This is a genomic window from Rhizobium sp. 768_B6_N1_8 (assembly GCF_051811225.1).
Classification (GTDB): Bacteria; Pseudomonadota; Alphaproteobacteria; order Rhizobiales; family Rhizobiaceae; genus Rhizobium.
Window position 1 is genome coordinate 4,797,447 of the sequence record NZ_JBPWPV010000001.1, and the last position, 26,710, is coordinate 4,824,156.

Sequence of the window (26,710 nt, forward strand, 5' to 3'; positions counted from 1 at the left end):
CCCCTCCGGCAACCCTTGATCGTCTTCAATCCGCCGGCGGGTTGGCGGGATGCTCGGCATAAAAGGCTTTTGCATCCGCCGTGAATGCGGCGCGCTGGCCGGCGGTCGTGTAGAACATATGCCCGCCGCGATAGAGCTTCAGCGATACACGATTTCCCGCTAGGGACGGCGGCAAGTGATCCACCACATAACGGCTGACGCCGTAGGGCGTCACGAGATCGCTGTAGCCATGAGCGATCAGCAGATGGAAAGATGGGTTGGAGGCGAGCATCTGCCTGATATCATCAGTGGCGCTCGCCTGGAAACGTGAACCGCCGCCACGGCCGCTGCCCCACTCCCAGCGCTGGCTGACATCATTTTCGAGCAGCGTATAGGTCATCTCGGTCTTGAAGCCGAGCTCGTTGCGGGCGTAGTCGGCGAAGGCGCCGCCATAGGCGCGGGTAAAGCCGTCAAGGATCGCATCGTCGCCTCGGTCGTAATCGGATTCCGGATAAGGGTCCGGCGTGGCGAAGGCAGCGTCGTATGGGCTCATCACCTCTCCCGCCTGCTTGCCGGAATGCTTGGCGTAAGCATTGCCGAGGAAGCCGCGATTGCGGGTAACGACATCCTGCGGAATGCCCGTAAGACCGGAGATCTTGTTGTAGAAGGCTGTTGCCGCATCGCCCGTCGGCGTCGGGCCGGCAAGCGTCGTGAGATATTCGCCAAGCGCGAAACTCTCGGCATCGCGCTGGCCGGATTCGCTGAAGCTTTTGCGCCGGTCGGCTTCGGCGGCTGCCAATGAGGGAAATTCCAGCGCAGCACCCAGCGCGAACTGGTCGGCATTGAACATCAGTTGACCTTCGAGCAGCGGTGAGAGCATGACGGTGCCGGCGATGATGATGCCCTGGCTCTGCTGCAGGGCCGAAGCGACCTTGGCGGCGCGGAAGCCGCCATAGCTTTCGCCGAGCAGATATTTCGGTGAATTGCCGCGGTTGTTATGCGCGACGTAGAGGGCGATCGTCTTCGCCATCGACTGCGCGTCGGCGCCGACATTATAGTAGTTCGAGGCGTCGTCGGCCTTCACCGTGCGGCTCCAGCCGGTGCCGATTGGATCGATCAGCACGAGATCGGTAAAATCGAGCCAGCTATGTGTGTTATCGACGAGCTTCGCATTGGCGCCGTCGCGGCCATCGGGTCCGAAGTCGAGTATCTTCGGCCCCACCAGGCCGAGATGCAGGAAGGCGGAAGCCGCCCCCGGCCCGCCGTTGAAGGCGAAGGTGATCGGCCGGTTCGGCCCGGTATCCTTGGCGACATAGGCGGTGTAGAAGATCGCAGCGTTCTGCCCGCCATCCTGACCGAAGAGATCAAGTGTGCCTGCCGTAGCCGTATAGGCGATCTTGCGTCCATCGGCCGTCGTCAACTCGTGCTCTGTAACGGAATCGCCTGGCAGCAGCTTGAGGACGCCCTCGCGGGACGAACCCTGTGCTGCAGGGGCACGGCGTTCGCCAGCCTCCTGCGCAAAGGAGAAAGCGGGTGCGAGCGCAGCGGTCAGCGCGGCGAACAGAAACAGGGATCGGAAACGCAAGGATTTTCCTCCGGTGGGCCAGAATGCGGCTGAGATAGGGTAGCAGCCGCATTCCTTCGATGGAGATCAAGAGATGGTGATACGCAAGTGAGCCTGGCTCATTCGCCCTTCTCGATCGTGCGTGCATTCACATGCAGCGCCCGACCGGCCCGCCACCCATTGAAGGCGGCACCAAGGCCAAGCGCGACGAAAAGCACTGCGCACCAGGCGAAGCTTCCCGTCCAGCCGCGGATCAGACCGACGATGAACGGGCCGATGGCGGCAAGCAGATAGCCCACGCATTGCGCCATGCCGGAAAGGTGAGCGGCGACATGCGGATCGCGCGAACGCAGCACGATGGCTGTCATCGCCGCGGCGATCAGCCCGCCCTGACCGATACCCTGTAGCACGGCCCAGACCCAGACGGTGGAAAGCGGCGCAAAGAGCAGGCCGAGAAGTGCGACGACGGCGAAGGTGCAGAGCGTCACGTTGATGAGGCGCTGATCCCTACCGCGTACCGCTATATGCGGCACGACGAGACAGGCGGCGGCCTGTACCATGACGGAGACCGAGACGATGCCGCCGGCCACAACACCGTCAAGACCGCGTTCACGCAGGATCGGCACCAGCCAGCCGAAGACGCAATAGGCAAGCGCCGATTGCAGGCCCATGAAAAGCGTGACCTGCCAGGCGAGCTTGTCCCGCCACAGACCTTCGACACGGAAACCGCTGCGCCGCGCCTGTCGACTGCTCGCAAAGACCTGCGGCAGCCAGATCAGCCCGACGACGAGGGCAGGCAGTGCCCAGATGGCGAGCGCGCCTTCCAGCGAGCCGCCGAGCTCATGTTCGATCGGGAGTGTCAGGCCGGCGGCACTGGCAGCGCCCGCGCAGAGTGCCATCGTATAGAAGCCGGTCATCAGAGCCGTATTCGTGGCGAAGTCGCGTTTCACCAGTCCGGGCAGCAACACGTTGCCGACGGCGATCGCAGCACCGGCAAGCGCGGTGCCGAAAAAGAGCAAAGGAACGGAGGAAAGACCGCGTAGCGCCGTACCGAGCGTCAGCAGCAGGAGCACGCCGAGCAGTGTCCGCTCCGAGCCGATGCGCTGGGCAAGTCGCGGCGCCAGCGGCGAGAAGGCGCCAAGGCAGACGACGGGCAAGGTCGTCAGCAGACTGGCGCCGAGCGGCGACAGGCCGAGTTCGGTACGAATTTCCGGCAGCAGGGCGGAAGCGCTGGAAAACACGGGTCGCAGATTGAAGGCGATCAGTACGAGGCTGGCACCGAGCAGGAAGCGAGCCGTCGGGCTCTGCTTCTGCGGCGGCAATGGTACAGGCAGGCTGTCGATTTCGGCATCAATCATCGTCTCGTCGACGGCGTCGAACGAGGATGTGACATTCTGTATGGGCATCCTCATGAAAGAAGCATCCGGTCGAGCGCGGAAAGGATGGGTGCCATGAAGTCGCGCACGGCTGCATCGGCCTTGTCAGGGCTGCCGGTTTCGATGGCGTCGACGATCGACTGGTGCGCCTGCATGTCAGGCTCGGGAATCGCCTTGTCGAGTGTGGCGGCAATCGTCTCCGCGATCGAGGTGGAGAAGAAATCATAGATCTCGATCATCGCCCGGTTGTTGGAGGCGGCGATGACGGCCTTGTGGAAGGCAAGGTCGCGTTCGATGAAGCCTGCCGGATCGCCGCCTTCATAATTGCCACGTTCGTCAAGCAATGCACGAAGCCCGGCGATGATGCCGGGTGTCTTGCGGAGGGCGACGAGCCGCGCGCCCTCCACATCGAGCGCGCAGCGCGCCTCGAACTGGTCGCGCAGGCTGGCGCGCCGCGCCATGGTGAGCGGTCGGCTGCTATCGGTGGTCGAAAGCACATAGGTGCCGGAGCCCTGCCGCGTTTCCAAAAAGCCTTGCGAGACGAGAACGCGCACGGCCTCACGCACAGTGCCTCGACTGACCGACAGCATAGCCGAAAGCGAGGCCTCATTCGGCAGTTTCTCGCCGACAGCCCAGCGCTTGGCGAGTATCTCGCTGCGGATCGCTTCAGTGGCCGTATCGGCAAGATTGGTCTTGTTGAGAGGGTGCATGAGCATTATTCATAAAGTCATCAGATGACTTTATGAATAATGCTATTCCGCTCGAGCGTCAACGGGGCAAAGAAAGCAATAAAAAAGGGCCGCTTTGGCGACCCTTTCCATGAGGTTTGGCCTGTAACTGGCCCGGACCGTCTTGTGCGATCCTAGGAAGGTGGGGTTTTAGAGCGAGGGCTGCCTCGCTTTCATCACCACTTCCATGCCCATTACGAGGTCCGAAAACTCATTAGACATTGGATCACCTTCCTTTCGTTACGTTGACGATAGGTCAAAAGTAGCCCGATTCCTCCGAGATGCAAGAGGAAAACGCAGGGCTGTTTTTTAGCCGGCGTCTGGCTATCTCGTTCAATTGCCTGATTTTCTGCTGCTGCGATCACGCAAATCCATATCGTTTTTGCGGAAAGTGATCTCGGCCGGCGTCAAGAATTTGTCATCTTCGCCTTGCAAATCGGGTGGTCGTTAAGTCGTTGTTAGCCGTAGCATCAGACTATCCAAGATGTTTTCAGCATTCCTGCCGCAGCAGGCGGTGGGCCGGAGCAAGAGCATGTGTCGCTGGGCAGCCTATCGCGGAGACCCCCTCTATCTGGAGGAGCTGGTGTCTTCGCCCGCCCATTCCCTGATCGAGCAATCCCATTGCGCCACCCGCGCCAAGACGGCGACGAATGGCGATGGTTTCGGCATCGCCTGGTATGGTGACCGGCCTGAGCCGGGCCGCTACCGCGATATCCTGCCGGCATGGTCCGACTGCAATCTGAAGAGCCTGGCGCGGCAGATACGTTCACCGCTCTTCCTCGCCCATGTTAGGGCAGCGACCGGCGGCGGCACACGGCGCGACAACTGCCATCCTTTCACGCATGAAACCTGGTCTTTTATGCATAACGGCCAGATCTCCGGCTTCGAGCGGCTGCGTCGGCCGATGGAGACCATGCTGGATGACGAGCTCTTCAATGCCCGCAGTGGCACGACGGATTCCGAGCTTCTGTTCCTGCTCGCTCTGCAGTTCGGCCTGCGGGATGCGCCGATCGCCGCTGTGGCCCAGACCATCGCCTTCGTCGAAGGCCTGGCGGAAAATATTCTCGGCTCCGTGCTGCTGCGCTTCACCGCGGCCTTCTCGGACGGCAAGTCTCTTTACGCGGTCCGCTATGCCACCGACCGCAAGGCGCCGACACTCTATGCCTCGCCGCGTGCCGAGGGCTACTGCCTCGTGTCCGAGCCGCTGAATGACGATGGTGATGCCTGGCAGGAAATACCCGATGGCAGTGCTGTGATTGTCAGCGCCGATGGTCTTGAGATCACGTCCTTCCAGCCTGAAAAGCGCGCGTCCGCAAGGCCAGAGCCTGTCTCTATTCCTGCTTAAGTCGTTCGGCGATCATCGCCGTCAGCCGTTCCGCCACCTCGTCCTTGGAAAGATCGGGCCATTGCTCGATGCCGTCGCGGCGGATGAGTTTTACGCTGTTGCGCGTGCCCCCCATGATGCCGGTTGAAGGCGATACGTCATTGGCGACGATCACGTCAGCACCCTTGCGCTCCAGCTTCAGCTTGGCATTGGCCTCGACATCCTGCGTCTCTGCCGCAAAGCCAATTACCAGTTTCGGCCGCGTTGTGTGATGGCCGACGGTCTTGAGAATATCCGGGTTTTCCGTCAGCGCTAGCGTCGGAATGGATTCGCCCGGATGCTTCTTGAGCTTCTGGTCGGCGGCCGAAGCCACCCGCCAGTCGGCGACCGCAGCCACCATGACGGCGACATCGGCGGGAAGGGCAGCGAGTACGGCATCGCGCATCTCTTCGGCTCGCTCGACATGCACCATCCTGACGCCGGCAGGATCAGGAATGGTTACCGGGCCGGACACCAGCGTCACATCCGCGCCGAGCCGCGCCAGCGCTGCGGCAATGGCATGACCTTGCCGGCCGGAGGAGCGGTTGGCGATGTAGCGCACGGGATCGATCGGCTCATGCGTCGGACCTGACGTCACGATCGCTTTTTTGCCGGCAAGCGGTTTCGGACCATCATCGAGCAGGGCGTCGGCGGCGGCGACGATTGCCAGCGGTTCGGCCATACGGCCCGTGCCGGTCTCCCGGCTTTCCGCCATCTCGCCGGCGACAGGACCGATGAAGCGGATGCCGTCGCGCCGCAATGTCTCGATATTGCGTTTCGTCGCCGGATGCGCCCACATTTTCGGGTTCATGGCAGGGGCGGCAAGCACCGGCCGGTCGGTGGCGAGCAGCACCGTGGAAGCGAGGTCATCGGCAAGCCCATGCGCCATCTTCGCCATGAGATCAGCGGTCGCAGGCGCGATCAGCACCAGATCGCAGTCGCGCGCCAGCCGGATATGGCCGACATCCTGCTCGTCCTGCCGCGAAAAGAGATCGGTAAAGACATGGTCGGCCGCGAGCGCGCCGACGGCAAGCGAGGTCACGAATTCCTGCGAACCCTTCGTCATGATCGGCCGCACGGAAGCGCCGCGTTCCCGCAGGCGTCGGATAAGATCGAGGCTCTTGTAGGCGGCGATGCCGCCCGAGACGATGAGGAGGATGCGTTTGCCGCTGAGAGCCATGGTTTTTCCCGCCGCTTCTTTGACCGGACAAAACCCTAAGCCTTTGGCGGAAAACATGCAATCGCGGCACTCAGGCTTGTTTGACCCGCTTCGGCGTGAAGATCGCAATCGCCATGCCGACGCCGATCAGCTGGAGGACCGCACCGCCGGCTTCGGGCACGGTCGGCATGCGCTGTTCGAACAGAAAGCCGTAAAACAGCCCGAAGACGGTTTCCGCGACGATCAGCTGGGCGGCAAGCGCAAGCGGCAGAAGGCGCGAGGCAATCATCCAGCACAGCGTGGCAAGCCACGAGCCGGCAATGCCCATGATTGTCGCCCAGAGTACAAAGTGAAAGGTCTGCGTGCCGGTGAAGCTGACAGTCTCCCCGAGCGAGGTGAAGGGCAGGAGAACGAGTGCGCCGATGCCGGCGCCGATCCCCTGCAAGGCGGTCCAATGCATGGCGCTTGGCGCATCCTGCGACTGCATGACCGCAGCGCTCATCATCCCATAGGCGACCCAGAGCGCCAGTCCGATCAGCGCGGCGACGATGCCGAGCAGGATCTCCGGCTGATCGCTGGCGGATGTCGTGGCGAAGATCGAGACATTCACCCAGCCGATGCCGGCAGCTATCAGGATCAGCGGTAGTGCCAGTGTTCTCCAGTCGATGGATCGGTCCTTGAGATTGGCGATGATGGCAAGCAGTACAGGCATCGTGCCGATGACGAGCGGTGGAATGGCAGTGCCTGCGTAACGCACGGCATAGGAAATACTCATAAAATAACCGACATAACCGATGCTGCCGAGCGCAATGCCGGTCAGAACAAGCGACCGCCGCAATCCCACCGGACGAAATCGCGGATTGATCATCAGGATAAGACTGACGACGGCAAAAAGCCCGTAGCGTGCCACGGTCAGGTCGATCGCCGTATAGGGCGCGACGACGCGCGGGGCGACAAAGCTTAGCCCCCATAGCGCACAGGTGGCCAGACCGCAGAGGATGCCGATCAGCATGTGAAACTCCGAAGAGATGGGACTGGGCTCCGGCAGGAAAGGGATGTGGAGCGGTCGTGAAGAAATATCGCCTAGCCGATATGCCCTATCGCGGGCGGAAACAAGAGTCTGCCTGCGACATAGCGGAGACGGGCTTGGCAAAACGAGTCGAAATTACTGCTTTGATGTCATCAATCCTATGACGTAAGCGCACTTCAGTCAAAGATTGTGCGGCAGCATAGTGGGCCAACCCAAATAAAGGAGTTGCCCCATGTTTGCTGTAACCGGAATGACAGGCCAGGTCGGCGCCGCCGTTGCCGATCATCTGCTGAAGAATGGCGCCAAGGTCCGTGCCGTCGTGAGAAATCCGGAAAAGGCCGCCGGCTGGAAAGAGCGGGGCTGCGAGATCGCTGTCGCCGACATGAACGACGCTGTATCGCTGATATCAGCGTTCAGAGGCGCGGAAGGTGTCTTCCTCGTCATTCCGCCGCTTTTCGATCCCACGCCGGGCTTCCCGGAGGTGAAAGGCATGCTGGCAACGCTGAAGACCGCGCTTGAGGCTGCAAGGCCCGGAAAGCTCGTCTGCCTGTCAACGGTCGGCGCACAGGCCACGCAGCCGAACCTGTTGAGCCAGCTCGGCATCGTCGAGAAGGAGCTTTCGACACTCTCCATCCCGGTCGCTTTCCTGCGCGCCGCCTGGTTCATGGAAAACGCTGCCTGGGATGTAGCGCCCGCACGCGAAACCGGCGTCATCCCGAGCTTCCTTCAGCCGCTCGACCGTGCCGTGCCGATGATTGCCGTGGATGATATCGGCGCGCTCGGTGCGAAGATGCTCCGCGAGAACTGGCAGGGTGCGCGCGTGGCAGAACTGGAAGCGCAGGAGCGTGTCAGCCCGGCCGTGATTGCCGCCGCCTTCGCCAAGGTGCTCGGCAAGCCGGTGACGGCGGAAGTCGTGCCGCAGGAAAGCTGGGAAGAGCTGTTCCGTGCCCAGGGCATGAAGAACCCCGAGCCTCGCATGCGCATGCTCGACGGCTTCAACGAAGGCTGGATCGACTTTGAGGCCGGGCGTGAGAAATCGCTGAAGGGTACGACCAGCATCGAAACAGTGATCCGCCGCCTCGTTGCTGGCGCATAAGCGAAAAGGCCGCGGTCAAAAGAAACCGCGGCCATTGCTTGAGATCCTGATATCAAGGGGGCTTAGAGGTTGCTCATGCCGCCGTCGATGATCAGTTCGCTGCCGACGATATAGGCAGCCTCATCCGAGGCGAAGAAGACGATGGTCTTGGCGACTTCGCTAGCATCACCGAAGCGGCCGACCGGGATCTGCGACTGGATCTGGGAAGCCATCGCCTTGGAATCGGCTTCCGACATGCCGAGCTTGCCATAGAGCGGCGTGGCGATAGGGCCGGGGCTGACGGCGTTGACCCGGATGCCGCGACCGATCAGCTCCCCGGAAAGCGTCTTGGCAAGCGTCAGCAGCGCACCCTTCGTCAGCGAATAGACGCTCGAATTCGGCATGCCGATATGGGCATTGATCGAGGTATTGAGCACGATCGAAGCCTTCTTGGAGAAGATCGGCAGCAAGGCCTGGATCAGGAAGTAGGGGCCTTTGACATTGATTGCGAAAGACTTGTCGAAAGCAGCTTCGCTCCAGCCCTCGACAGGGCCGAATTCGGCGATGCCGGCATTGACGAAGAGGATGTCGAGCGTGCCGAAGGCGTTCTTCACCGTTTCGGCGACGGCGGCCTGACCGGCGATATTGCCGGCATCGGCCTGGATGACGAGAACCTTGTCGCCGAGTTCGGCGCGAGCGGCTTCCACGCTCTTTGCACTGCTGCCGGTAATAGCCACACGTGCGCCTTCGGCGATGAACTGGCGGGCGGTTTCAAGGCCGATGCCGCTGGTGCCGCCGGTAATCAGGGCTGTCTTGTTTGCGAGGCGAGTCATTGTCGTATTCCTTCTGTGTCCGTGTGGCGCTTGATGCTTTTGATGCTGAGAGAATGCAGGGAGAAGGCCGGCGCGATAATCTGCTCGTTTCAGGAAGGATCATCAACCTGCCGCGGATAATCGCGCCATGGTCCTCAGGTGCGGGTGATCGAGGCTCCGCCATCCACTAGTGTGGCTGTGCCGGTGACGAAGCTAGCATCGTCGGATGCGAGGTAGAGCACGGAGCGGGCCAGCTCTTCCGGCGCTGCGACACGCTTCAGCGCATGCAGGTTGGTGATGAAGGCCTGCTTGTCTGACGTATCATTCATTTCGCGATACATGTCCGTATCGACAGCGCCCGGCAGGATCGCGTTGACGCGGACGTTCTGCGGGCCGTATTCGGCGGCGAGCGCCTGCGTCAGGCCGATGAGGCCGGACTTGCTGGCGGCATAGGCGGCAACACCCGGGAAGGCGAAGCTGTAGCCGACGAAAGTCGAGGTGAAGACAACAGAGCCGCCGCCATGCTTGACCATTTCGGCGATCTGGTGCTTGGCGGCAAGAAAGGAAGCCGTCAGGTTGATCGCCAGCGCATCACTGAAGCCTGCTTCGGAGACTTCGGTGCTTGGGCCGGCTTCGCCGAGCGTGCCGGCATTGTTGAAGGCGATGTCGAGCTTGCCGTAATTTTCAACGGCGGCTGCGACCAGTGCCTTGTGATAGTCTTCCGAGCGGACATCGCCGGCAACGGCCACGGCATCGCCGCCGGCAGCCTTGATTTCGGCAACGAGGCTGTCGAGTTCGGCCTGGCGGCGGGCACCGACCACGACCTTGGCTCCTTCGGCGGCAAAGAGCTTGGCGGTAACACGCCCGATGCCCGAGCTTGCGCCGGTGATAATTGCGACTTTGTTGATCAGACGATTCATTGTTCCATCTCCTGAATTTGATTGGATCGGCGTTGCCGTCCCGTTTCGATGACTGGAAGATGGCATTCTTCTTTCGTTCGGATTAGTCTCCTGATCGCGGAGTTCGAATTCGGAAAAGCCGAACGATGATGAAAATCGAAGGGATCGCGGCTTTTGTTGCCGTAGTCGAGGCGGGCTCGGTGAGCGAAGCCGCGCGGCGGCTGCGTCTGTCGAAATCGGTCGTCAGCGAAAGGCTGGCGGAGCTCGAAAAGACATTGGGCGCCATGCTCGTCCATCGCACTACACGCAAGCTGACCTTGACGGAGGATGGAGCCGCCTTTTTGGAGCGCGCTGGGCGCATCGTCCGCGAGATGGAAGACGCCGTGGCCGATATGGCCGAGCGCCGCGGCACGCTTTCAGGCCCGTTGCGCATTGCAGCCCCCGTCACCTTCGGTCGCCTGCATCTCGGGCCTGCCCTCTATCCGTTTTTAAAGGCGCATCCGCAGATCGCGCTGACGCTCGACATGGATGACAGGCGTGTCGATCCGGCTTCGGACGGCTATGATGCCATCATCCGCCACGGCGCCATCGCCGATACAAGACTCGTCGCCTGGAAGCTCGCTCGCAGCCGCAGGCTGCTGGTCGCCTCGCCCGATTATATCGAGCGTCATGGCAAGCCTGCCTCATTGTCCGATCTCAACGATCATCGTGGCGTCTTCTATACCAACCGCGGCGCAGCCGACTGGCGATTCCAGACGGATGAGGGCACCGTCATCATCCGCGCGATGCTCGGCCTCGGCATCAACAATGGCGACATGCTGCATGATGCGGCGATCGAAGGCCTCGGCATCGCACTCCTGCCGGCCTTCATTGCCGGCCCCACCGTTCGCGCAGGTCGCCTGATGGAGATCGATGTCGGCGCAAAGCCGGAGCCGGAATTCATCTACATGGCCCATCCCGAAGGCCGAAACCCCTCCGCCAAGCTGCGCGCCATCGCCGATCATCTGAAAAAGACCTTCGGTGATCCGCCCTATTGGGATCCGGACTGCTAACTCAGAAGGCCCATCAGGTTTTCGGTCACCGGAGAGCGCTGGCTGCGCAGTACCGCAAGCGCCAGCCGCGCCACGGCCGGCGGCCCCTCGATCGGGCGATAGGCGACACCGGAAAGTTTGATTTGCGAAATCGATGCAGGCACGATCGAGACACCGAGATCGGCGGCAACGAGGTTGACGACCGAAGAGATCTGCGGCGCCTCCTGAGCGACCTTCAAGTCGAAACCCGCCTCGCGGCAGGCGCGCACCACGTCGTCATAGAGACTGAGGCCGACAAGGCGCGGGAACAGGATGAAAGGTTCCTTCGCCAACAAGGCAAGCGGCAGTACCTTCTGCTTGGCCAGCGGGTGGCTGGCCGGCAAGGCGACGACCATCGGCTCATCCGGCAGGCGCTTCAGCCTGATGCCATCGGGATCGTCGAGGCCGGGTCGCATGAAGGTCGCATCGAGTTCACCGCGTTCCAGCTTCTGCATCAGGCCGAGCGTATTCATCTCCGTCAGCGACAGCTGCACATCCGGCCATCGGGCCTGAAAGCGACGGATCGTCGTGCTGACGATGGGATTGAAGGCGGAGGAGGCGGTGAAGCCAAGCGACAGCCGGCCGGTCTCGCCACGATTGGCGCTTTGCGCCGCAAGCCGTGCCTTTTTCGGCAGCTGCGAGCGCGGCCTTGGCTTCCGGCAGAAAGGCCGCGCCGGCCGCCGTCAGCTCCGCCCCGTGCGGCACGCGATGGAAGAGCATCGCCCCGATTTCGGTTTCGAGATCACGGATCTGCTGGCTGAGCGGCGGCTGGCCGATGCCGAGCCGCGCGGCTGCCCGCGTGAAATTACCTTCCTCGGCCACTGCCAGAAAATACCTCAGATGCCGCAGCTCCATCGTCATCTCCAAAACCTATCAAGATCGCCAGTTTCATATATTGGACAAATGGAGGCGTCCTGACTAGATCGGAGGGCAGAAGGAATTAATAATGTCCGACACTGCAATCCAAGACGTTGCCGACCTGCAAACGACCGGCAAGAAACAGCCCAAAGAATATCTGACACGTGGCACCGGTGCCTATCGCCGCGCCAGCCTGGCGCTCTTCCTCTCGGGCTTTGCCACCTTCTCGCTGCTCTATTGCGTGCAGCCGCTATTGCCGATTTTTTCGCAGGAATTTGCCGTCAGCCCTGCCGAAAGCTCTCTGGCACTGTCGCTATGCACCGGCTTCCTGGCGATCGCCATCGTCTGCGCCGCCGCCGTCTCCGAAGGGCTCGGGCGGCGCGGCCTCATGTCGATCTCCTTGGTCGGCGCTGCCCTACTGACAATCGCCACCGCCTTTGCGCCGAACTGGCATCTGATGTTGATCATTCGCGCGCTGCAGGGCTTCGTGCTCGGCGGCGTTCCGGCGGTCGCTATGGCCTATCTCGCGGAGGAAATCGACCCGCGCGGTCTCGGCGCCACCATGGGCCTCTATGTCGGCGGCACGGCCTTCGGCGGCATGTCGGGGCGGGTGCTGACGGGCATTTTCGCCGAATATCTCTCCTGGCGGCCGGCTCTGTTCCTGATCGGCGCAATCGGCCTTGCCGCCGCGATCGGCTTTATCGCGCTGCTGCCGCCCTCGCGCAATTTCGTGCGCCGCGCCGGCTTCGACCCTCAGTTCCACTTGAAGGCATGGATGAGGCATCTCAGTAATCCGGCGCTACCCTTCATCTTCGCCATTGCCTTCTTCGCGATGGGATCCTTCGTGACGATCTACAATTACGCCGGCTTTCGCCTCGTCGCGCCGCCCTATGAGCTGAACCAGACCGAACTCGGCCTGATCTTCACCGTGTACTTGTTCGGTATCGGCGCTTCCTCCGTCGGTGGCATTCTGGGCGATCGGCTCGGCCATTTTACCGTGCTCCTGGCCGGTATCGTCATCACTGCCGCAGGCTGCGCTCTGACGTTGGCGGCCTCCCTGCCGCTCATCATCCTCGGCATCGTCGTGCTGACCAGCGGTTTCTTCATGAGCCATTCGGTAGCAAGTGGTCTGGTCGGTAAACTCGCCGCCGGCACCAAGGGCCACGCCTCCTCGCTTTACATGCTTGCCTATTACGTCGGCTCCAGCGTCATGGGCTCGGCCGGCGGCTGGTTTTGGGCGATGGAGGGATGGGCGGCGATCGTGATCTTCACGCTGGTCATGATGGCATTCGCTCTCCTGTCAGCACTCGCCGCTCGCCGGCTCGCTCGACGCCCGTCTTGACTTCCGGCCTGTGACGATTAATTTAACTTGTAGGTTAAATAAGAGTCGGAGGAGCATTGTGAAGAAGATCTATCATGGAAGCTGCCATTGCGGCGCCGTCGCCTATGAGGCCGGGCTCGACCTTTCGGCTGGCACTTTCAAGTGCAATTGCTCTGTTTGCCGCAAGAAACGCAGCTGGCTGGCGATCGTTCAGCCCGTTGACTTCCGGCTGGTGTCGGGCAGGGACGGGTTGCGTGAATATCTGTTCGGCTCCGGCTCTATCCATCACCTTTTCTGCGAGAATTGCGGCGTGGCTTCCTTTGCCCGCAACGACAACGAGACGATCGGCCCCTTCATCGCCATCGCCGTCAGTTGCCTCGATGATGCCAGCGCCGAAGAGCTTGCCGCCGCTCCGGTCGCCTATTTTGATGGCATGCACGATCGCTATGACGCCGCGCCGGCCGAAACGCGGCATCTCTGACGACGGCCTTCAGCCAAGCCGGATATAGGGCACGTCCTTCTTTGCCACTTCGTCCAGCGCTTCGTCATAACCGGCATCGGCATAACGCATGACGCCGAGCGCCGTATCGTTGGTCAGCGCATGGTCTAAGCGCTCGTCGGCGGCTTCCGAGCCGTCGGCCACGACCGTGACACCGCAGCTCGTCATGTAACCGGCGTAACCGCCGCCGCCGGAATGGACGACGACGAGATCGGCCATTGAGGAGCAGAGCATCATCGCATCGATGAGCGGCCAGTCGGCGATGGCATCCGAACCATCCTTCATCCGCTCGGTCATGATGTTCGGATGCGCCATGGCGCCAGCATCGAGATGGTCGCGCGAGAAGGCGACCGGACCCTTGAGCTCGCCATTGGCGACCAGCTCGTTGACTCGCCGCGCCAGCGCCGTTCGCTCGCCGTGGCCGAGCCAGGCGATACGTGCAGGCAACCCCTCGAAGGGAATATGCTCGCGCGCCAGCCGGATCCAGTTGGTGATGATCTTGTTGTCAGGAAACATCTCGAGCAGCAGATCGTCGATGCGGGCGATATCGCTCTCCTCGCCCGAAAGTGCCATCCACCGGAACGGGCCGATGGCACGGGCAAAGAGCGGTCGCAGATAGGCTTCCGTGAAGATCGGAATGTCGAAGGCATTGGCAACGCCGCCCTCGCGCGCCTGGGTGCGGATGAGATTGCCGTTGTCGAAGACCTCGGCACCGCGCTTCTGGAATTCCAGCATCGCGGTGACATGTTCGACGATCGAGGCGCGGCTGGCGGCCATCAGCTGGCCCTGGCCGTCATCGCGCAGGCCCTTCACCTGATCGATACTCATGCCCTTCGGTACATAGCCATAGACGAGATCATGCGCCGAGGTCTGGTCGGTGACGACATCGGGCACGATGCCGCGCCGGGCAATTTCCGGATAGATCTCGGCCGCATTGCCGACGAGACCGACGGAGAGTGCCCGCTTTTCCTTGACCGCGGCATCGATCATCGCAAGCGCGCTGTCGAGATCGGGTGCAATCTCCTGCAGGTAACCGATCTGCTGGCGCTTGCGGGCGCGTTCCGGATCGATGTCGATGCAGAGGATCGCTGCCCCCGCCATGCGGCCAGCAAGCGGCTGCGCGCCGCCCATGCCGCCAAGCCCGGCCGTCAGCACGAAACGGCCATGAAGGTCGCCACCGAAACGGCGCTCGGCAATGCGCATGAAGATCTCATAGGTACCCTGAATGACGCCCTGGCTGCCGATATATTGCCAGGCGCCAGCGGTCAGACCGCCCCAGCAGATCAGGCCCTTGCGCTGCAGCTCGTAGAAGACCTCGGCCTTCGCCCACTGGCCGACGATGTTGCAGTTCGCCATGATGACGAGCGGCGCCTTGGCATGGGTCTTCACGAGACCGATCGGCTTGCCGGACTGGATGAGCAGCGTCTGGTCGTCGTCCATTTCAGTGAGTGCCTTGACGATGCCGCGATGCGCCGGCCAGTTGCGCGCTGCCTTGCCGAGCGCAGCATAGACCACGAGATTGTCGGGGTCTTCACCGACCGAGAGCACGTTTTCCAGAAGCCGCAGCAGCGCTTCCTGCCGCCAGCCCTTGGCGCGCAGCTCCGGCCCACCGGGAATTGGAAATTTCGGATGGCGTGGATTGGCCTTCGGCATCTTGGGTTCCTCGTCTTTTCGTCATCGGCGCAAGCGCACCGGTTCATTCACTTGGCAGGCATCGGCCCCACATAGGCAAGTGCGGCGTCGATGAGCCGCCGCCGCATGGCATCGTCGCCATAGATATCGGCATTGGCCCGCACCCAACCATGCATGATCCGCTCGCCCGACAGCATCTGGATCACGCCCGGCAGAGCCAGTGCCCAATCGTCATTTCCCTTGCCGAGACGCAGCAACATGCCATCCTGACGCGCGCAGCAGAGCAGGTTGCCGTTGAGCATAAAGGCCCAGCCGCCGAACATGGATTTTTCGGTAAGCCCCGGTCGGTCGCCGAGTTCCTCGCGCATCAGTTCTTCCAGGCCGGGATCGCGCGCCATGGCTCAGGCCCTCATCTCCAGTGCATAGCGTGCTATCTCGATGCCCATCGCCTTTTCGACAGACGGATAGACGGTCGGATCGAGCACGCTGGCCGACAGCGGAATGATGTCCTTCGGCACGTGCAGGATAAACACATGCATGCCACCCTTGAGCTGCCCGACGGAGAGCGGCTCGCCCTCCTCGGAAAGCGTGGTGATGACGGCGGGGAAGGTTGCGACGCGCCTGCCGTCGGCATCGTCGACCGCCATATATTCGTTCATCACATGCAGGGTCACGGCCTTGTCACCGGCGCCGACCGTGATCGTGCCGATGTCGAAGGCCTCCTTGGTATAGACCACATCCTTCTCGGTGATTGTACCCTCGGCGAGGATATGGCCGCCCGTCGTCTTGCAGATCGCATCGATGATCGCCGATCCGCCTTTCTTTTCCGCTTCAATGATCGCTTCGCCGAGCTTCAGCGCCATCGAGATGCCGCCGAGCGCGGCATTCTTGCGGACATAGGAGGCGCGCAGCGGATTGCGGCAGCTGGCAATGAAGCCACCGGACTGGTCGGCCGCCGCCCGCAGCACCGGCGAGATCTTCGCCGTCGCGCCTTTGACGACCAGCTCGATATAGCGGTTTTCAGCCCGGTTGCCGCCAACGGCGGTCTGGATCATCTGTTCCGGCGACCCTGCCATGCCGATCGATCCCATGTCGCCGGTCGGATGGGCGCGGATATCGCCGACGGCATCCACGACCTTGGTGCCGAGGATGGCCGAAGGCAGCCAGCCGTTCAGTGTCGAGGATTTGCCGTTCTGGCCGATGATGAGACCGGAGAGCTTTTCGCCGAGCGCCTCCTGCAGAAGCTGCACGGCTTTCACATAGTCGATGCCCTGCATTTCCCAGGGCGTGGTCGAGGCCGGTGCGCCGATAGCCGCGGCCGTCGCGATCCAGTCGTTGTCGCCGAGTTCCTCAATGGAGACGAGTTCGGGCTTGCCGACATTAACGGCGGCATAACCGAGCATGCGGCCGTGATCGGCCCAGCCACCACCGCCGGCGGCATAGACGGAACCGCCCTTGATGGCGGCTTCCACGTCCTTCTCAACCAGTATGCGTCCCATTATCCTTCTCCGTCGTAAGTGTCCTGTCCATCTCGCGCACCGCCTCGAAAAGCACGGCCGCCCCGAGCGCTATGTCGTCATTTTCAGCCCATTCATCCGGGGAGTGGCTGCGGCCTTCCCGGCAAGGCACGAAGATCATCGCAGCCGGCGCCACGCGGGCGATCCAGGCCGTATCGTGACCCGCACCCGAGGCCATGAAGCGGTGTTTGGCGCCGACAGTCTCGCAGGCCCGTTCCAGAGTCGAGAGCAGGCCCTTGTCGCTCGGTGTCGGAAAATTGTCGGAGATGCGGTTCGGGGGCGCGATCGTCACGCCAAAGGCCAGAGCGAGCTTTTCCGTATGGCCGTCCAGCCAGCGGCAGAAGGCTTCCATGTCGGCGCGGATTTCGGCCCGCCCGTCGATCAGCAACACGACACGCGACGGCACGACATTGGCGGCATTCGGCTCGATGCGGAATTCGCCGACGGTCGCTGCAAAATGGCCGGGCGTCTTGGCAAGCTCGTTTGCGGCATTGCGGATATCGAGCACGATCTGCGAAGCGGCAACCAGCGCATCGGCACGCGTATCCATCGGCGTCGTGCCGGCATGGTCGGCCCGACCCTCGACGGTGATTTCGATGCGGGTGATGCCCGAGATCGCCGTGACGATGCCTATATCCTTGCGCTCGTTTTCAAGCACAGGACCTTGCTCGATATGCAGTTCCAGAAAACCGGCAATATCGGGCTTGTTCTCATGAGTAAGCACACCCGGCGATCCGCCGACCTCGGCAATCGCTTCGGCGAGATCGCGACCTTCGACTGTGCGAGAGAGCCATGCTTGCGGCAATTGGCCGGTCATGCCACGGCTGCCGATGCAGGAAACGCCGAAAATGCTGACCTCCTCGGCCAGGAAATCGACGATCTCCAGATCATGGTCGAGATGGATCTCCTGTTCGCGCAGCGCCCGCGCAACTTCGAGTGCCGCCGCAACGCCGGCAATGCCGTCGAAACGCCCGCCGTCGGGCACAGTGTCGGAATGCGAGCCAAGCATGATGATGCCGGAGCCCGGTTTTGCGCCTTCGCGCCGGCCGATCAGATTGCCTGACGCGTCGATGCGGGTCTCCAAACCGATCGCCTGCATGCGCGCCTCCAGATAGGCGCGGCCTTCAAGGAAGAGCGGCGAAAAAGCCCGTCGCGTCCAGGGATGCCCCGGCTCGGTGATGGTGGAGAGGGCTTCGATATCGGCGGAGATCCGGCCGGCGTTGACGGGCAGGTTGCGGCTCATGCCAGCACCTGTCGCGCAAGCGGGCGCACGAAGCGGCCGGCGCCGGGCTCGGCCAGAACCTTGGCCTCCTCGGTGATCTTCTCTCCCCGCAGCCAGGCGGCCGAAACCGTCCACGGCAGGCGGATTCCATTGTAGGGACTCCAGCCAACGACATTGTTGCCGCTGGCCGAAGCATCATAGACCGTCTCTTTCGGCTCCAGCACGACGATGTCGGCATCCTTGCCCGGCGTCAGTGCGCCCTTGATATGGTCGAGACGGAAGTGCTTCGCCGGATTTTCGGCCATAAGCTTCGCTGCCCAAGTCAGGGGGATGCCACGTTCCAGCGCGCCCTTGACGAAAAGCGGCACCATGACTTCCAGACCCGGAACACCTGATGCATTCGCCAGCATGTCGGGATTGGTCTTGCGGTTTTCCGACCAGCTCACGTGATCGGTCGACACCAGCCAGACATTGCCTTCGGCGACCTTGCGCCAGAGCGTCTCCACTTCGGCGCGCGGCCGCACCGGCGGATTGATCTTCGCCTTGCCGCCGAGCCGCTTCACATCGTTTTCTTCATCGAGCGTCAGGTAATGAATGCAGCATTCCACGGTCGCTTCGAAGCCGTCGCGGCGATAGGCCCGCGCGATGTCGTAACCGCGCCCGAGCGAGCAATGCACGACATGGGACGGGCAGCCGGTATTGGCGCCGGTCTCGAAGATCGTGTGCATGGCAAGCAGCTCGGTGATCGGCGGGCGCGACAGGCCATGGGCGCGCCAGTCGGTAACGCCGCTTGCCTTCACCTGTTCCATATAGGTGCGGACCGCCTCGTCATCCTCGTTGTGCACGCCGGCCGTTAGCCCGGTCGGGGCGATGGCCGCAAAGCAGGCGTCGAGCAGGGCGGGCGGAATGCGCGGGAAACGTTTGGGGTCGGTGCCGAAGGTCGAGAACTTGAAGGCGGCAACGCCTGCCTCCACCATCTCGGCGATGCGGGCAGCACCTTCTTCGGGATCGACGGTACCGTAAAGTGCGAAATCGACCCGCGCCTGCGGGCCGGCATGATTGACCTTCTTCTTCACCGCAGCAGCCGAGCAGACGAGATTGCCCTCATCATAAGGCATATCAACGATGGTGGTGACGCCACCGGCTGCTGCCGAGCGCGTCGACCAGATGAAATCCTCCTGGTCCTTCTGGGAGAGCGAGTGGACCTGAGCATCGATGGCGCCCGGCAGGATCAGTGCCTTGCCGAGCATATGCCGTTCTTTGGCCGCAGGCGGAACGCCGATACCGACTTCGGCGATCTTTCCGTCGTAAACGGCGACATACCCGCCCTCGACAATGCGCTCCGGCAGCACCACCGTGCCCTGCAGAACGAGATCGAAATCCATGCCGCGTCTCCCTCGATAGGTCGAAATTCAGATGATGGCCGGTTCCCGCGTCAGCCGTTCCTCGATGCGCTCGAGCGACCCAAGTGCAAAGAAATCGTCGAAGGAGGCAATCGGTACCTGCTCGATCAGCTTGGAGAGGAACGCATCCGAGCCGAGTTCCTCTTCGATCGCCTCGACCTCGGCCGAAAGCGGCCGGTCGACCGTATAGAAGGCCGCATGTTTGCGCACGACCTCATAGAGCATGCCAGCAACGCCCTTCGGCGTATCGCCGATAATATCGATCGCTTGTGCCGAAAGCAGGGCTTCCAGTGCGGCGAGACGCTTCAGCGCCCGCATCTGCCGGTCGAAGCGTTCGATGACGAGTGGCAGGAAGGCTGCCTCGTCCTCAAGGCCCGCCGCAACGACGAGCGATTGCGCCGAAACCGGGTTCGACATGGAGAGTACGCGCGAAAAGATTTCGCCCGCAAGCTTGATGATTGGTCCGAAGCCGGTCGCGATGCGGCCCGGAGGCACGAGATTGACCGGCAGGCCGCGCCGCTGCCCGTTGCCGAGCAGGACACAGCGGTTGAAGGCGTTGCGCGCTGCATGCGCCATGCAGAGTGCCGCCGATTCCAGCAGGATGGTCACGTCGAGCGGCAGCGATCCGCCAGATGTCATCACCCGTCCCTCGACGACGACGGGATTGTCGTCGGAGCGGCCGGTGGCGGCGAGAATCTTATGGCCCGTCGAAAGCAGGTTCTCGATAACGGCACCAAAGACTTGGGCGATCATGCGGAGACTCAGCGCATCTTGCACGTGGGTCGCGACCGGCCATTCCCATTCGTCAGAAGCATTGCATAGCCAGGCGCCGATCAGCGCCTCTCGTGCGGTGCCGACATGGCGCACGGCCCGCCAGGGATCGCGCGATGCGCCAAGCGCACCTGAGGCCATCATGCCGGTTGCCAGCAGCACACGGATTGATGCGGCGGCATTGCGTGTCGTTTCGGCGGCGGCGGCAAAACTGACGGCGTTGACGCTGAGCGAGGCGAGGCTGTCGCGCGGCGCCATCCTCACCGGCTCCATGCCGGCGGCCTGGAAGGCTTCAGCGGCCTGCATGCGGTTGCCGCGATAGATCGCCTCGCCGACGCCCGTCAGCACTGCGCCGATCTGGCCCATCAGGCCGATATCGGCGCAGCCGATCGAGCCGGTGCGGCGCACGACCGGAATGAGATCTGCCTTCAGCATGCGCATATAGGCGTCGATGAGATCGGGCGTGCAGCCGACCTGTCCGGTCAGCGCCGTGTTGACGCGCATCGCCATGGCATTACGCACGACATTGCAGGAAAAAGGTGTGCCGGTGCCGAAGTGGTGGGCGCGCACGAGGCCGAGATTGAAGACCTCGAGATCTTCGGGCGACCATTCGACATCCTTCATGGCGCCCACGCCCGTGGTCGCGCCGTAAACCGGCATGCCGGATTCGATGGCATCCTCGACGATCGAACGCGCGATCTTCACGCGCTGCATACCGATCTCCGAGGCCGAAAGCGCAACCTTGCCGGAGCCGATCCTCATCATCTCGGCAAAGCTGAAGGGCTGGCCGCTCAGTTCGATTCCGGGGCGTTCATGCTTCATGTGCTCATCTCCATGGAGGCGAGACTAAGCGAGCCTCACGTCTGGCGGGATATCCCAAATGCCGAACACATCATGCTTTTGTTGCTTCCCGATCAGCTCAGTATCCAGGCAATATAAAGAAGCGTGAGCGCAATGATCCAGAGGGCCGCTTTGGCCGAGCGGTTGTGGCGTGCTTCCGCCTTGCCGATGGCCTCGGCCGTCTGCTCATCGAAGCGCAACCCGTGTTCGATCATATGCAGAAGCTGATGGTGGAACTTTTCTGTCTGGGCGGCGATTTCGGGCGCGGCTTCTGCGAGCTTCACGGCCGCCTTCAGCCCATCCTTGAGATCGGTGACGATGCGCTTGGGGCCGAGATTGTTCTTGATCCAGTCGCCGACGACCGGCTCGGACGCCTTCCACATGTTGAAGCGCGGATTGAGCATGCGCGAGACGCCTTCGACGACGACCATCGTCTTCTGCAGCATGACGAGCTCGGGCCGCGTCTGCATGTCGAAAAGTTCGGTGACCTCGAAAAGCAGCGTCAGCAGCTTGCCCATCGAGATCGTCTCGGCAGGCTGACCGTGGATCGGTTCGCCGATCGCCCGGATCGCCTGGGCAAAACTCTCGACATTGTGGTGACCGGGCACATAGCCCGCCTCAAAATGCACTTCCGCCACCCGGATATAGTCGCGGGTGATGAAGCCGTAGAGGATTTCGGCAAGGAAGCGGCGCTCCTTCTTCCCGAGACGCCCGACAATGCCCATGTCGACAGCGACGATCATGCCGTCGGAATCGACGAAGAGGTTGCCCGGATGCATGTCGGCATGGAAGAAGCCGTCGCGCAGCGTATGGCGCAGGAATGACTGGATCAGCGTGTCCGCAAGCTCATTGAGATCGTGGCCGGCAGCCCGCAGCCCTTCGACATCGGACATTTTGACGCCGTCGATCCACTCCATGGTGATGACGTCGCGGCCGGTGCGCTCCCAGTCAACCTTCGGCACGCGGAAGCCAGGATCCTTTTCGGTATTCTCGGCAATCTCAGAAAGGGCAGCCGCCTCAAGGCGCAGGTCCATCTCTACCTTGGTGGTCTGTTCCAGGGTTTTCGTCACCTCGACCGGCCGCAGGCGTCGGCTGGCCGGCATGAAGCGTTCCTGCATATTTGCGACGAGATACATCGCCTCGATATCATGGGCAAACCGCGCCCGGACACCGGGCCGCACGACCTTTACGGCGACCTTCTTGGGTCCTGTCGGCGTATCGACCTCGGCTGGATGCACCTGCGCAATGGAGGCCGCTGCAATCGGATCGCCGAAGCTCGCGTAGAGATCAGTGATCGATCGCCCGAGCGAGCCTTCGATATTGGCCTTGGCGGCTGCCGCCGGGAAAAAGGCCATCCGGTCCTGAAGCTGTGACAGGTCGTCGGCAAACTCGACGCCGACGACATCAGGGCGCGTCGCAAGGAACTGGCCGATCTTCACATAGGATGGACCAAGCCGCTCGACGGCCTGCGCCAGCCGGTCGCTGCGCTTCTGATACTTGCTGCGATTGCGCGCAAACATGCCGACAAAGGATTTTGCCAGGCTCACGGATGGCGGCAGGCCTTCCGAAGGCAGCGCCGAAATGACGCCTTCACGCACCAAAATCCAGCCGACCCTTACGAGCCTGAAATATGCCCCGAAAGCACTCATGCGGATCAGAGCTTCCAGCCGGAATGCAGCGCTGCTATGCCGCCGGTATAATTGGTATAGGTAACGCGCGAGAAGCCGGCGGTGCGGATCATCGCCGCGAAATTCTCCTGGTTCGGGAACTTGCGGATCGATTCCACGAGATACTGGTAAGGCTCGGCATCACCGGTGATCGCCTTGCCGAACTTCGGAATGGCATTGAACGACCAGGCCTCATAGACCTTGTCGAGAAGCGGCAGTTCCACTTCCGAAAATTCGAGCACTAATAGACGGCCACCGCGTTTCAAGACGCGATAGGCTTCCGAGAGCGCCACCTCGATCCGCGGCACGTTGCGGATGCCGAAGGCGATCGTATAGGCATCGAAGCTGTTTGCCTCGAAAGGAAGGTCCTCGGCATTGGCTTCCACGAAGGTAAGATTGTCCGAAAGCTTCTTCTTTTCCGCCCGCTCGGCGCCGACGCCAAGCATCGAGCCGTTGATGTCGAGCACGGTCGCATGTGCCTGGCGGTTCGAGGCTTCAACGATGCGGAAGGCGATGTCGCCAGTGCCACCGGCCACGTCGAGCACCTTGTAGCCCGGCTCCTTGCGAGGGTTCAGCGCCGTAATCATCGCATCCTTCCAGGCGCGATGCATGCCCATGGACATGACGTCGTTCATGATGTCGTAGCGTTTGGCGACCTTGTGGAAGACCTCGTTGACGAGGCCCTGCTTTTCACCGGTCGGCACTTCGCGGAAGCCGTAGGACGTTTCCATGCCGCCATCGGCGGAGGTCCGGCTGTCTGACATCAAGCTACTCCGTTCACATCAAGAATTCGGCGCGGCGACCATAGCGAAAGCGTGGCTGCGGCGCTATCTGTGGGCCACGGTCCGCCCGCGGCACGTTGGCGCTATAGCGCACATCGCGGGCGGTTGAAACACGTTAGATATAGATGGGTTAAGATGCCGGAATTGCCAGAAGTCGAAACCGTGAAGCGTGGCCTGACGCCGGCAATGGAAGGCGCGCGCATTCAGAGGCTGGAATTGCGCCGCGGCGACCTGCGGTTTCCCTTTCCTCAGGATTTCGAGCAGCAGGTGTCCGGCCGCAAGATCATCGGCCTCGGACGGCGCGCCAAGTACCTGCTCATTGATCTCGACAGCGGCAAGACGATTATTTCCCATCTCGGCATGTCCGGCTCCTTCCGGATCGAACAGGGGCCACTGACTGCCACGCCGGGCGATTTTCACCACGAGCGCTCCAAGGACGAGAAACACGATCACGCCATCTTCCATCTGGACGGCGAGGGTGGCCCGCGCCGCGTTATCTACAATGACCCGCGCCGCTTCGGCTTCATGGATATTGCCGACCGTTCCGAGCTCGATGCCAACCCTTTCCTGTTCGGCCTGGGGCCGGAGCCGACCGGCAACGAACTGTCAGCCGCCTATCTGGCCGAGCGTTTCGCCGGCAAGGCCCAGCCACTAAAGAGCGCGCTCCTGGACCAGAAGACCATCGCCGGGCTCGGCAATATATATGTCTGCGAGGCATTGTGGCGGGCGCATCTGTCGCCCGTGCGCGCTGCCGGCACGCTGGTGACGAAGACGGGCAAGCCGAAGCAGGCGCTGAACCTGCTTGTGACCTCCATCCGCGATGTCATCGCCGATGCGATCGCCGCCGGCGGATCGTCGCTGCGCGACCATATCCAGACGGATGGCTCGCTCGGCTACTTCCAGCATTCCTTTTCCGTCTATGATCGCGAAGGTCTTGCTTGCCGCACGCCGGGCTGTGGCGGTACGGTCTCGCGCATCGTGCAGGCTGGCCGTTCCACCTTCTATTGCGCCACCTGCCAGAAATAGGAGAGCGCCATGGCCTATGAAACTCTTGTTGTCGAAACCCGCGGCAATGTCGGCCTGATCACACTGAACCGGCCGCAGGCGCTGAACGCCTTGAATTCGACCGTGCTCAAGGAATTGAAATTGGCCTATGCGGCCTTTCATGCGGATGATGCCATCGGCGCGATCGTGCTGACCGGTTCCGAGCGAGCCTTTGCCGCCGGCGCCGATATCAAGGAAATGCAGCCGCTCGATTTCGCCGAAGTCTATAAGAGCGATTTCATCAGCGGCTGGGACGAGATCGCCAAGGCCCGCAAGCCGATCATCGCCGCCGTCAGCGGCTTTGCGCTCGGTGGTGGGTGCGAGCTTGCCATGCTCTGCGACTTCATCATCGCTTCCGAGACTGCAAAGTTCGGCCAGCCGGAGATCACACTCGGCGTCATTCCTGGCATCGGCGGCTCGCAGCGCCTGACGCGGGCGGTCGGCAAGGCCAAGGCGATGGACCTGATCCTGACCGGCCGGATGATGGATGCGGCGGAAGCCGAGCGCGCGGGACTCGTTTCGCGTGTGGTGGCCCCTGAGCGGCTTTTGGACGAAGCGATGGAGGCCGCTACCAAGATCGCATCGCTGTCGCACCCCTCGGTGCTGATGGCCAAGGAGGCGGTCAGCCGCGCCTTCGAGACGACGCTGGAAGAGGGCCTGCGTTTCGAGCGCCGTCTGTTCCAGAGCCTCTTTGCGACCGAGGACCAGAAAGAGGGCATGGCCGCCTTCATCGAGAAGCGCAAACCGGCCTTCAAGAACAGGTGAGCGGGCGGCGGCGGGAAAGGGGCTTTTCCTTGAAAATGCGCGTTGACGTGGCGCGGCTTTAGCGTTATATGCCCGCCCACGGTTCGGAAAGCCGCTCAGGTTTTCCGCTAATGCTCCCGCATTGCTGAATTGAGTGGCCGCAGGGCCAGCGCGGCAATGGCGGAGTTTTGTTCGAATTCTTGAGAGAGGCATCCATGGCCAATACAACTTCGGCGAAAAAGGCGACCCGCAAGATCGCACGCCGCACCGCAGTCAACAAGGCTCGCCGTTCGCGCGTTCGTACCTACGTTCGCCAGGTCGAAGAGGCACTCGCCGCTGGTGATGCCGCCAAGGCAAAGGAAGCCTTCATCGCCGCTGAGCCCGAGCTGGCGCGCGCCGCAAGCAAGGGCGTCGTGCATGCCAACACGGCATCCCGCAAGGTCTCGCGCCTCGCTGCTCGTGTGAAGGCCCTTTCGGCTTCTGCGAACGCCTAAATATCTCATTAACGAATTGCTCGTTATGATTAGCCCGGTAATTTTACCGGGCTTTTTCGATTCCGCCGCCCGCCGTGGGTATGGTTAATCCTGCGACGATTTCGTGTCAGGGGCATGACAGGAAAAATTGTTTTAAAACAATAGCTTACGCAAGGATCTTTTTAAGGCTTGCGACTCTGGTCACGCAACCCGTAGCCTCAAATGAGTCAAGAAGATTTTTTCTTTTTTCTTTTTATGCGTGTCCAAAATAACCCGGTCGGGGAATCTCCTTGATTCAAAAGCGATTCTTTTTTGACGTTGGTGTGACGCCCTAAAGGCCCCGCCGGAGTCAATGGCCGCGTCTTAATTTTGCGTAAAATTCATCGTTGATCTTGCCTTTTGATCCTGCCTAAATGGCGTCCAGCAAAGGGCGCGGACATCACCTGCAGAAGTCAGTCCAAACTGCCAAGTCGGCAGGATGATGGCTCTGTGTCATTTGCAACGGAGCGGACAGCTTCCGTTTTCTCACGCACTCGACGGCATTGTACCGTGACGTGGCTGTCACGGGACGGGGACGTTTTGTGCGCTCCGCGGCCACACGTTTTGCGTGAGGCCAGGAGAAGGGCAGGGGAAAGTGTAGCATTGCGTTCGGGCTTGCGGGCGAAAAACGAGGATCGGCCGCCAGCCTGACATAGAGGCCTTGAGACGGTTGTCGCATGACCGCGACCACCGCAGGGTTTCTTTGTCAGTCCCAAAAGGGACAGTGTTTGAGTGAACCGGCATGCGAGAGCGGCTCATGAAGATGCCGCCGGCTTTGTCAAAGCGGGGAATGATCGGGCGGCTGTCAACGAATGACCGCCCGAGGAAATGAAAGGCGGCATT

At 61.9% G+C, this 26,710-nt stretch carries 23 protein-coding genes and 1 pseudogene; 8 read left to right on the forward strand and 16 right to left on the reverse strand.

Translation table 11 applies throughout. The features are described 5' to 3' along the window. Positions 1-25 precede the first annotated feature (25 nt). From AB8B33_RS24220 to AB8B33_RS24230, 3 genes are all read right to left on the reverse strand, one after another. A complete protein-coding gene (locus tag AB8B33_RS24220) occupies positions 26-1,564 on the reverse strand; it encodes a S10 family peptidase (RefSeq protein WP_439017149.1) in 1,539 nt (512 codons plus the stop codon). Between the two features lie 98 nt (positions 1,565-1,662). After that, positions 1,663-2,955: a CynX/NimT family MFS transporter gene (locus AB8B33_RS24225; RefSeq protein WP_439017150.1), complete on the reverse strand. Its 1,293-nt coding sequence runs from the start codon at positions 2,953-2,955 to the stop codon at positions 1,663-1,665. Beyond that, positions 2,952-3,629, reverse strand: coding sequence for a FadR/GntR family transcriptional regulator (locus AB8B33_RS24230; RefSeq protein ID WP_113324415.1), 678 nt, complete (start codon positions 3,627-3,629; stop codon positions 2,952-2,954). The genes AB8B33_RS24225 and AB8B33_RS24230 overlap by 4 nt, the downstream gene beginning before the upstream one ends. 550 nt (positions 3,630-4,179) lie before the next feature. Here AB8B33_RS24230 and AB8B33_RS24235 point away from each other — a divergent pair. Next, positions 4,180-4,992: a class II glutamine amidotransferase gene (locus tag AB8B33_RS24235; protein WP_439017151.1), complete on the forward strand. Its 813-nt coding sequence runs from the start codon at positions 4,180-4,182 to the stop codon at positions 4,990-4,992. On the opposite strand, the gene coaBC is transcribed toward AB8B33_RS24235, so the two are convergent. Both coaBC and AB8B33_RS24245 read right to left on the reverse strand, forming a co-directional pair. Further along, on the reverse strand, positions 4,979-6,190 hold the full coding sequence (gene coaBC, locus AB8B33_RS24240) for a bifunctional phosphopantothenoylcysteine decarboxylase/phosphopantothenate--cysteine ligase CoaBC (protein WP_439017152.1): 1,212 nt from the start codon (positions 6,188-6,190) through the stop codon (positions 4,979-4,981). The two genes, AB8B33_RS24235 and coaBC, sit on opposite strands and share 14 nt — an antisense overlap. Before the next feature lie 70 nt (positions 6,191-6,260). Further along, positions 6,261-7,181 carry a DMT family transporter gene (locus AB8B33_RS24245; RefSeq protein ID WP_439017154.1) on the reverse strand — a complete coding sequence of 307 codons (921 nt, stop codon included), beginning with the start codon at positions 7,179-7,181 and terminating at the stop codon, positions 6,261-6,263. A 250-nt stretch (positions 7,182-7,431) separates the two neighbouring features. Here AB8B33_RS24245 and AB8B33_RS24250 point away from each other — a divergent pair, with 250 nt between their 5' ends. Continuing rightward, positions 7,432-8,295: an NmrA family NAD(P)-binding protein gene (locus AB8B33_RS24250; protein ID WP_439017155.1), complete on the forward strand. Its 864-nt coding sequence runs from the start codon at positions 7,432-7,434 to the stop codon at positions 8,293-8,295. 62 nt (positions 8,296-8,357) lie between these two features. On the opposite strand, the gene AB8B33_RS24255 is transcribed toward AB8B33_RS24250, so the two are convergent. Then, positions 8,358-9,107, reverse strand: a complete 750-nt coding sequence (locus AB8B33_RS24255) for an SDR family oxidoreductase (protein ID WP_439017156.1) — start codon at positions 9,105-9,107, stop codon at positions 8,358-8,360. 134 nt (positions 9,108-9,241) lie between these two features. After that, the gene (locus AB8B33_RS24260; RefSeq protein WP_439017157.1) at positions 9,242-10,006 is read right to left on the reverse strand and encodes an SDR family oxidoreductase; all 765 of its coding nucleotides are present in this window, start codon (positions 10,004-10,006) and stop codon (positions 9,242-9,244) included. Between the two features lie 125 nt (positions 10,007-10,131). On the opposite strand from AB8B33_RS24260, the gene AB8B33_RS24265 reads away from it, so the two are divergent. Continuing rightward, on the forward strand, positions 10,132-11,037 hold the full coding sequence (locus tag AB8B33_RS24265) for a LysR family transcriptional regulator (protein WP_439017158.1): 906 nt from the start codon (positions 10,132-10,134) through the stop codon (positions 11,035-11,037). Here AB8B33_RS24265 and AB8B33_RS24270 read toward each other — a convergent pair. Next, positions 11,034-11,910, reverse strand: a pseudogene (locus tag AB8B33_RS24270) (LysR family transcriptional regulator). The gene AB8B33_RS24265 and the pseudogene AB8B33_RS24270 sit on opposite strands and share 4 nt — an antisense overlap. A gap of 91 nt (positions 11,911-12,001) precedes the next feature. Here AB8B33_RS24270 and AB8B33_RS24275 point away from each other — a divergent pair. Both AB8B33_RS24275 and AB8B33_RS24280 read left to right on the forward strand, forming a co-directional pair. Then, positions 12,002-13,255: an MFS transporter gene (locus tag AB8B33_RS24275; protein ID WP_439017159.1), complete on the forward strand. Its 1,254-nt coding sequence runs from the start codon at positions 12,002-12,004 to the stop codon at positions 13,253-13,255. Positions 13,256-13,313: 58 nt separating this feature from the next. After that, positions 13,314-13,715: a GFA family protein gene (locus AB8B33_RS24280; protein ID WP_439017160.1), complete on the forward strand. Its 402-nt coding sequence runs from the start codon at positions 13,314-13,316 to the stop codon at positions 13,713-13,715. Between the two features lie 9 nt (positions 13,716-13,724). On the opposite strand, the gene AB8B33_RS24285 is transcribed toward AB8B33_RS24280, so the two are convergent. From AB8B33_RS24285 to ubiE, 8 genes are all read right to left on the reverse strand, one after another. Next, positions 13,725-15,386, reverse strand: a complete 1,662-nt coding sequence (locus tag AB8B33_RS24285; protein WP_439017161.1) for a urocanate hydratase — start codon at positions 15,384-15,386, stop codon at positions 13,725-13,727. A 47-nt stretch (positions 15,387-15,433) separates the two neighbouring features. Beyond that, positions 15,434-15,763 (reverse strand): TfoX/Sxy family protein, encoded by a 330-nt coding sequence (locus AB8B33_RS24290; RefSeq protein ID WP_310379502.1) that lies wholly within the window; start codon positions 15,761-15,763, stop codon positions 15,434-15,436. A 3-nt stretch (positions 15,764-15,766) separates the two neighbouring features. Beyond that, positions 15,767-16,864, reverse strand: a complete 1,098-nt coding sequence (locus tag AB8B33_RS24295; RefSeq protein ID WP_439017162.1) for a DUF917 domain-containing protein — start codon at positions 16,862-16,864, stop codon at positions 15,767-15,769. After that, on the reverse strand, positions 16,845-18,125 hold the full coding sequence (locus AB8B33_RS24300; RefSeq protein ID WP_439017163.1) for a Zn-dependent hydrolase: 1,281 nt from the start codon (positions 18,123-18,125) through the stop codon (positions 16,845-16,847). The genes AB8B33_RS24295 and AB8B33_RS24300 overlap by 20 nt, the downstream gene beginning before the upstream one ends. After that, positions 18,122-19,489, reverse strand: a complete 1,368-nt coding sequence (locus tag AB8B33_RS24305) for a dihydroorotase (RefSeq protein ID WP_439017164.1) — start codon at positions 19,487-19,489, stop codon at positions 18,122-18,124. Before AB8B33_RS24305 ends, AB8B33_RS24300 begins: the two co-directional genes overlap by 4 nt. A 27-nt stretch (positions 19,490-19,516) precedes the next feature. Then, a complete protein-coding gene (locus tag AB8B33_RS24310) occupies positions 19,517-21,100 on the reverse strand; it encodes an aromatic amino acid lyase (protein ID WP_113182162.1) in 1,584 nt (527 codons plus the stop codon). Between the two features lie 92 nt (positions 21,101-21,192). Beyond that, a complete protein-coding gene (gene ubiB, locus AB8B33_RS24315) occupies positions 21,193-22,767 on the reverse strand; it encodes a 2-polyprenylphenol 6-hydroxylase (protein WP_113324739.1) in 1,575 nt (524 codons plus the stop codon). A 5-nt stretch (positions 22,768-22,772) separates the two neighbouring features. Then, positions 22,773-23,549: a bifunctional demethylmenaquinone methyltransferase/2-methoxy-6-polyprenyl-1,4-benzoquinol methylase UbiE gene (gene ubiE / locus AB8B33_RS24320; RefSeq protein WP_439017165.1), complete on the reverse strand. Its 777-nt coding sequence runs from the start codon at positions 23,547-23,549 to the stop codon at positions 22,773-22,775. 153 nt (positions 23,550-23,702) lie between these two features. Here ubiE and mutM point away from each other — a divergent pair, with 153 nt between their 5' ends. The 3 genes from mutM (at position 23,703) to rpsT (ending at position 25,849) form a co-directional block, all read left to right on the forward strand. Beyond that, positions 23,703-24,593, forward strand: a complete 891-nt coding sequence (gene mutM, locus AB8B33_RS24325; protein ID WP_113324737.1) for a bifunctional DNA-formamidopyrimidine glycosylase/DNA-(apurinic or apyrimidinic site) lyase — start codon at positions 23,703-23,705, stop codon at positions 24,591-24,593. A 9-nt stretch (positions 24,594-24,602) separates the two neighbouring features. After that, entirely contained in the window at positions 24,603-25,376 is a 774-nt protein-coding gene (locus AB8B33_RS24330; RefSeq protein ID WP_037100845.1) for an enoyl-CoA hydratase, read from the forward strand. Between the two features lie 194 nt (positions 25,377-25,570). Further along, positions 25,571-25,849 carry a 30S ribosomal protein S20 gene (gene rpsT, locus AB8B33_RS24335; protein WP_113324735.1) on the forward strand — a complete coding sequence of 93 codons (279 nt, stop codon included), beginning with the start codon at positions 25,571-25,573 and terminating at the stop codon, positions 25,847-25,849. Positions 25,850-26,710: the final 861 nt, after the last annotated feature.

Excerpts from the sequence above, each read along its gene's own strand:
- AB8B33_RS24225 (WP_439017150.1), bottom strand. The coding sequence starts at position 2,955 with ATGAGGATGCCCATACAGAATGTCACATCCTCGTTCGACGCCGTCGAC.
- AB8B33_RS24230 (WP_113324415.1), bottom strand. The coding sequence starts at position 3,629 with ATGCACCCTCTCAACAAGACCAATCTTGCCGATACGGCCACTGAAGCG.
- AB8B33_RS24235 (WP_439017151.1), top strand. The coding sequence starts at position 4,180 with ATGTGTCGCTGGGCAGCCTATCGCGGAGACCCCCTCTATCTGGAGGAG.
- coaBC (WP_439017152.1), bottom strand. The coding sequence starts at position 6,190 with ATGGCTCTCAGCGGCAAACGCATCCTCCTCATCGTCTCGGGCGGCATC.
- AB8B33_RS24245 (WP_439017154.1), bottom strand. The coding sequence starts at position 7,181 with ATGCTGATCGGCATCCTCTGCGGTCTGGCCACCTGTGCGCTATGGGGG.
- AB8B33_RS24250 (WP_439017155.1), top strand. The coding sequence starts at position 7,432 with ATGTTTGCTGTAACCGGAATGACAGGCCAGGTCGGCGCCGCCGTTGCC.
- AB8B33_RS24255 (WP_439017156.1), bottom strand. The coding sequence starts at position 9,107 with ATGACTCGCCTCGCAAACAAGACAGCCCTGATTACCGGCGGCACCAGC.
- AB8B33_RS24260 (WP_439017157.1), bottom strand. The coding sequence starts at position 10,006 with ATGAATCGTCTGATCAACAAAGTCGCAATTATCACCGGCGCAAGCTCG.
- AB8B33_RS24265 (WP_439017158.1), top strand. The coding sequence starts at position 10,132 with ATGATGAAAATCGAAGGGATCGCGGCTTTTGTTGCCGTAGTCGAGGCG.
- AB8B33_RS24275 (WP_439017159.1), top strand. The coding sequence starts at position 12,002 with ATGTCCGACACTGCAATCCAAGACGTTGCCGACCTGCAAACGACCGGC.
- AB8B33_RS24285 (WP_439017161.1), bottom strand. The coding sequence starts at position 15,386 with ATGCCGAAGGCCAATCCACGCCATCCGAAATTTCCAATTCCCGGTGGG.
- AB8B33_RS24290 (WP_310379502.1), bottom strand. The coding sequence starts at position 15,763 with ATGGCGCGCGATCCCGGCCTGGAAGAACTGATGCGCGAGGAACTCGGC.
- AB8B33_RS24295 (WP_439017162.1), bottom strand. The coding sequence starts at position 16,864 with ATGGGACGCATACTGGTTGAGAAGGACGTGGAAGCCGCCATCAAGGGC.
- AB8B33_RS24300 (WP_439017163.1), bottom strand. The coding sequence starts at position 18,125 with ATGAGCCGCAACCTGCCCGTCAACGCCGGCCGGATCTCCGCCGATATC.
- AB8B33_RS24305 (WP_439017164.1), bottom strand. The coding sequence starts at position 19,489 with ATGGATTTCGATCTCGTTCTGCAGGGCACGGTGGTGCTGCCGGAGCGC.
- AB8B33_RS24310 (WP_113182162.1), bottom strand. The coding sequence starts at position 21,100 with ATGAAGCATGAACGCCCCGGAATCGAACTGAGCGGCCAGCCCTTCAGC.
- ubiB (WP_113324739.1), bottom strand. The coding sequence starts at position 22,767 with ATGAGTGCTTTCGGGGCATATTTCAGGCTCGTAAGGGTCGGCTGGATT.
- ubiE (WP_439017165.1), bottom strand. The coding sequence starts at position 23,549 with ATGTCAGACAGCCGGACCTCCGCCGATGGCGGCATGGAAACGTCCTAC.
- mutM (WP_113324737.1), top strand. The coding sequence starts at position 23,703 with ATGCCGGAATTGCCAGAAGTCGAAACCGTGAAGCGTGGCCTGACGCCG.
- AB8B33_RS24330 (WP_037100845.1), top strand. The coding sequence starts at position 24,603 with ATGGCCTATGAAACTCTTGTTGTCGAAACCCGCGGCAATGTCGGCCTG.
- rpsT (WP_113324735.1), top strand. The coding sequence starts at position 25,571 with ATGGCCAATACAACTTCGGCGAAAAAGGCGACCCGCAAGATCGCACGC.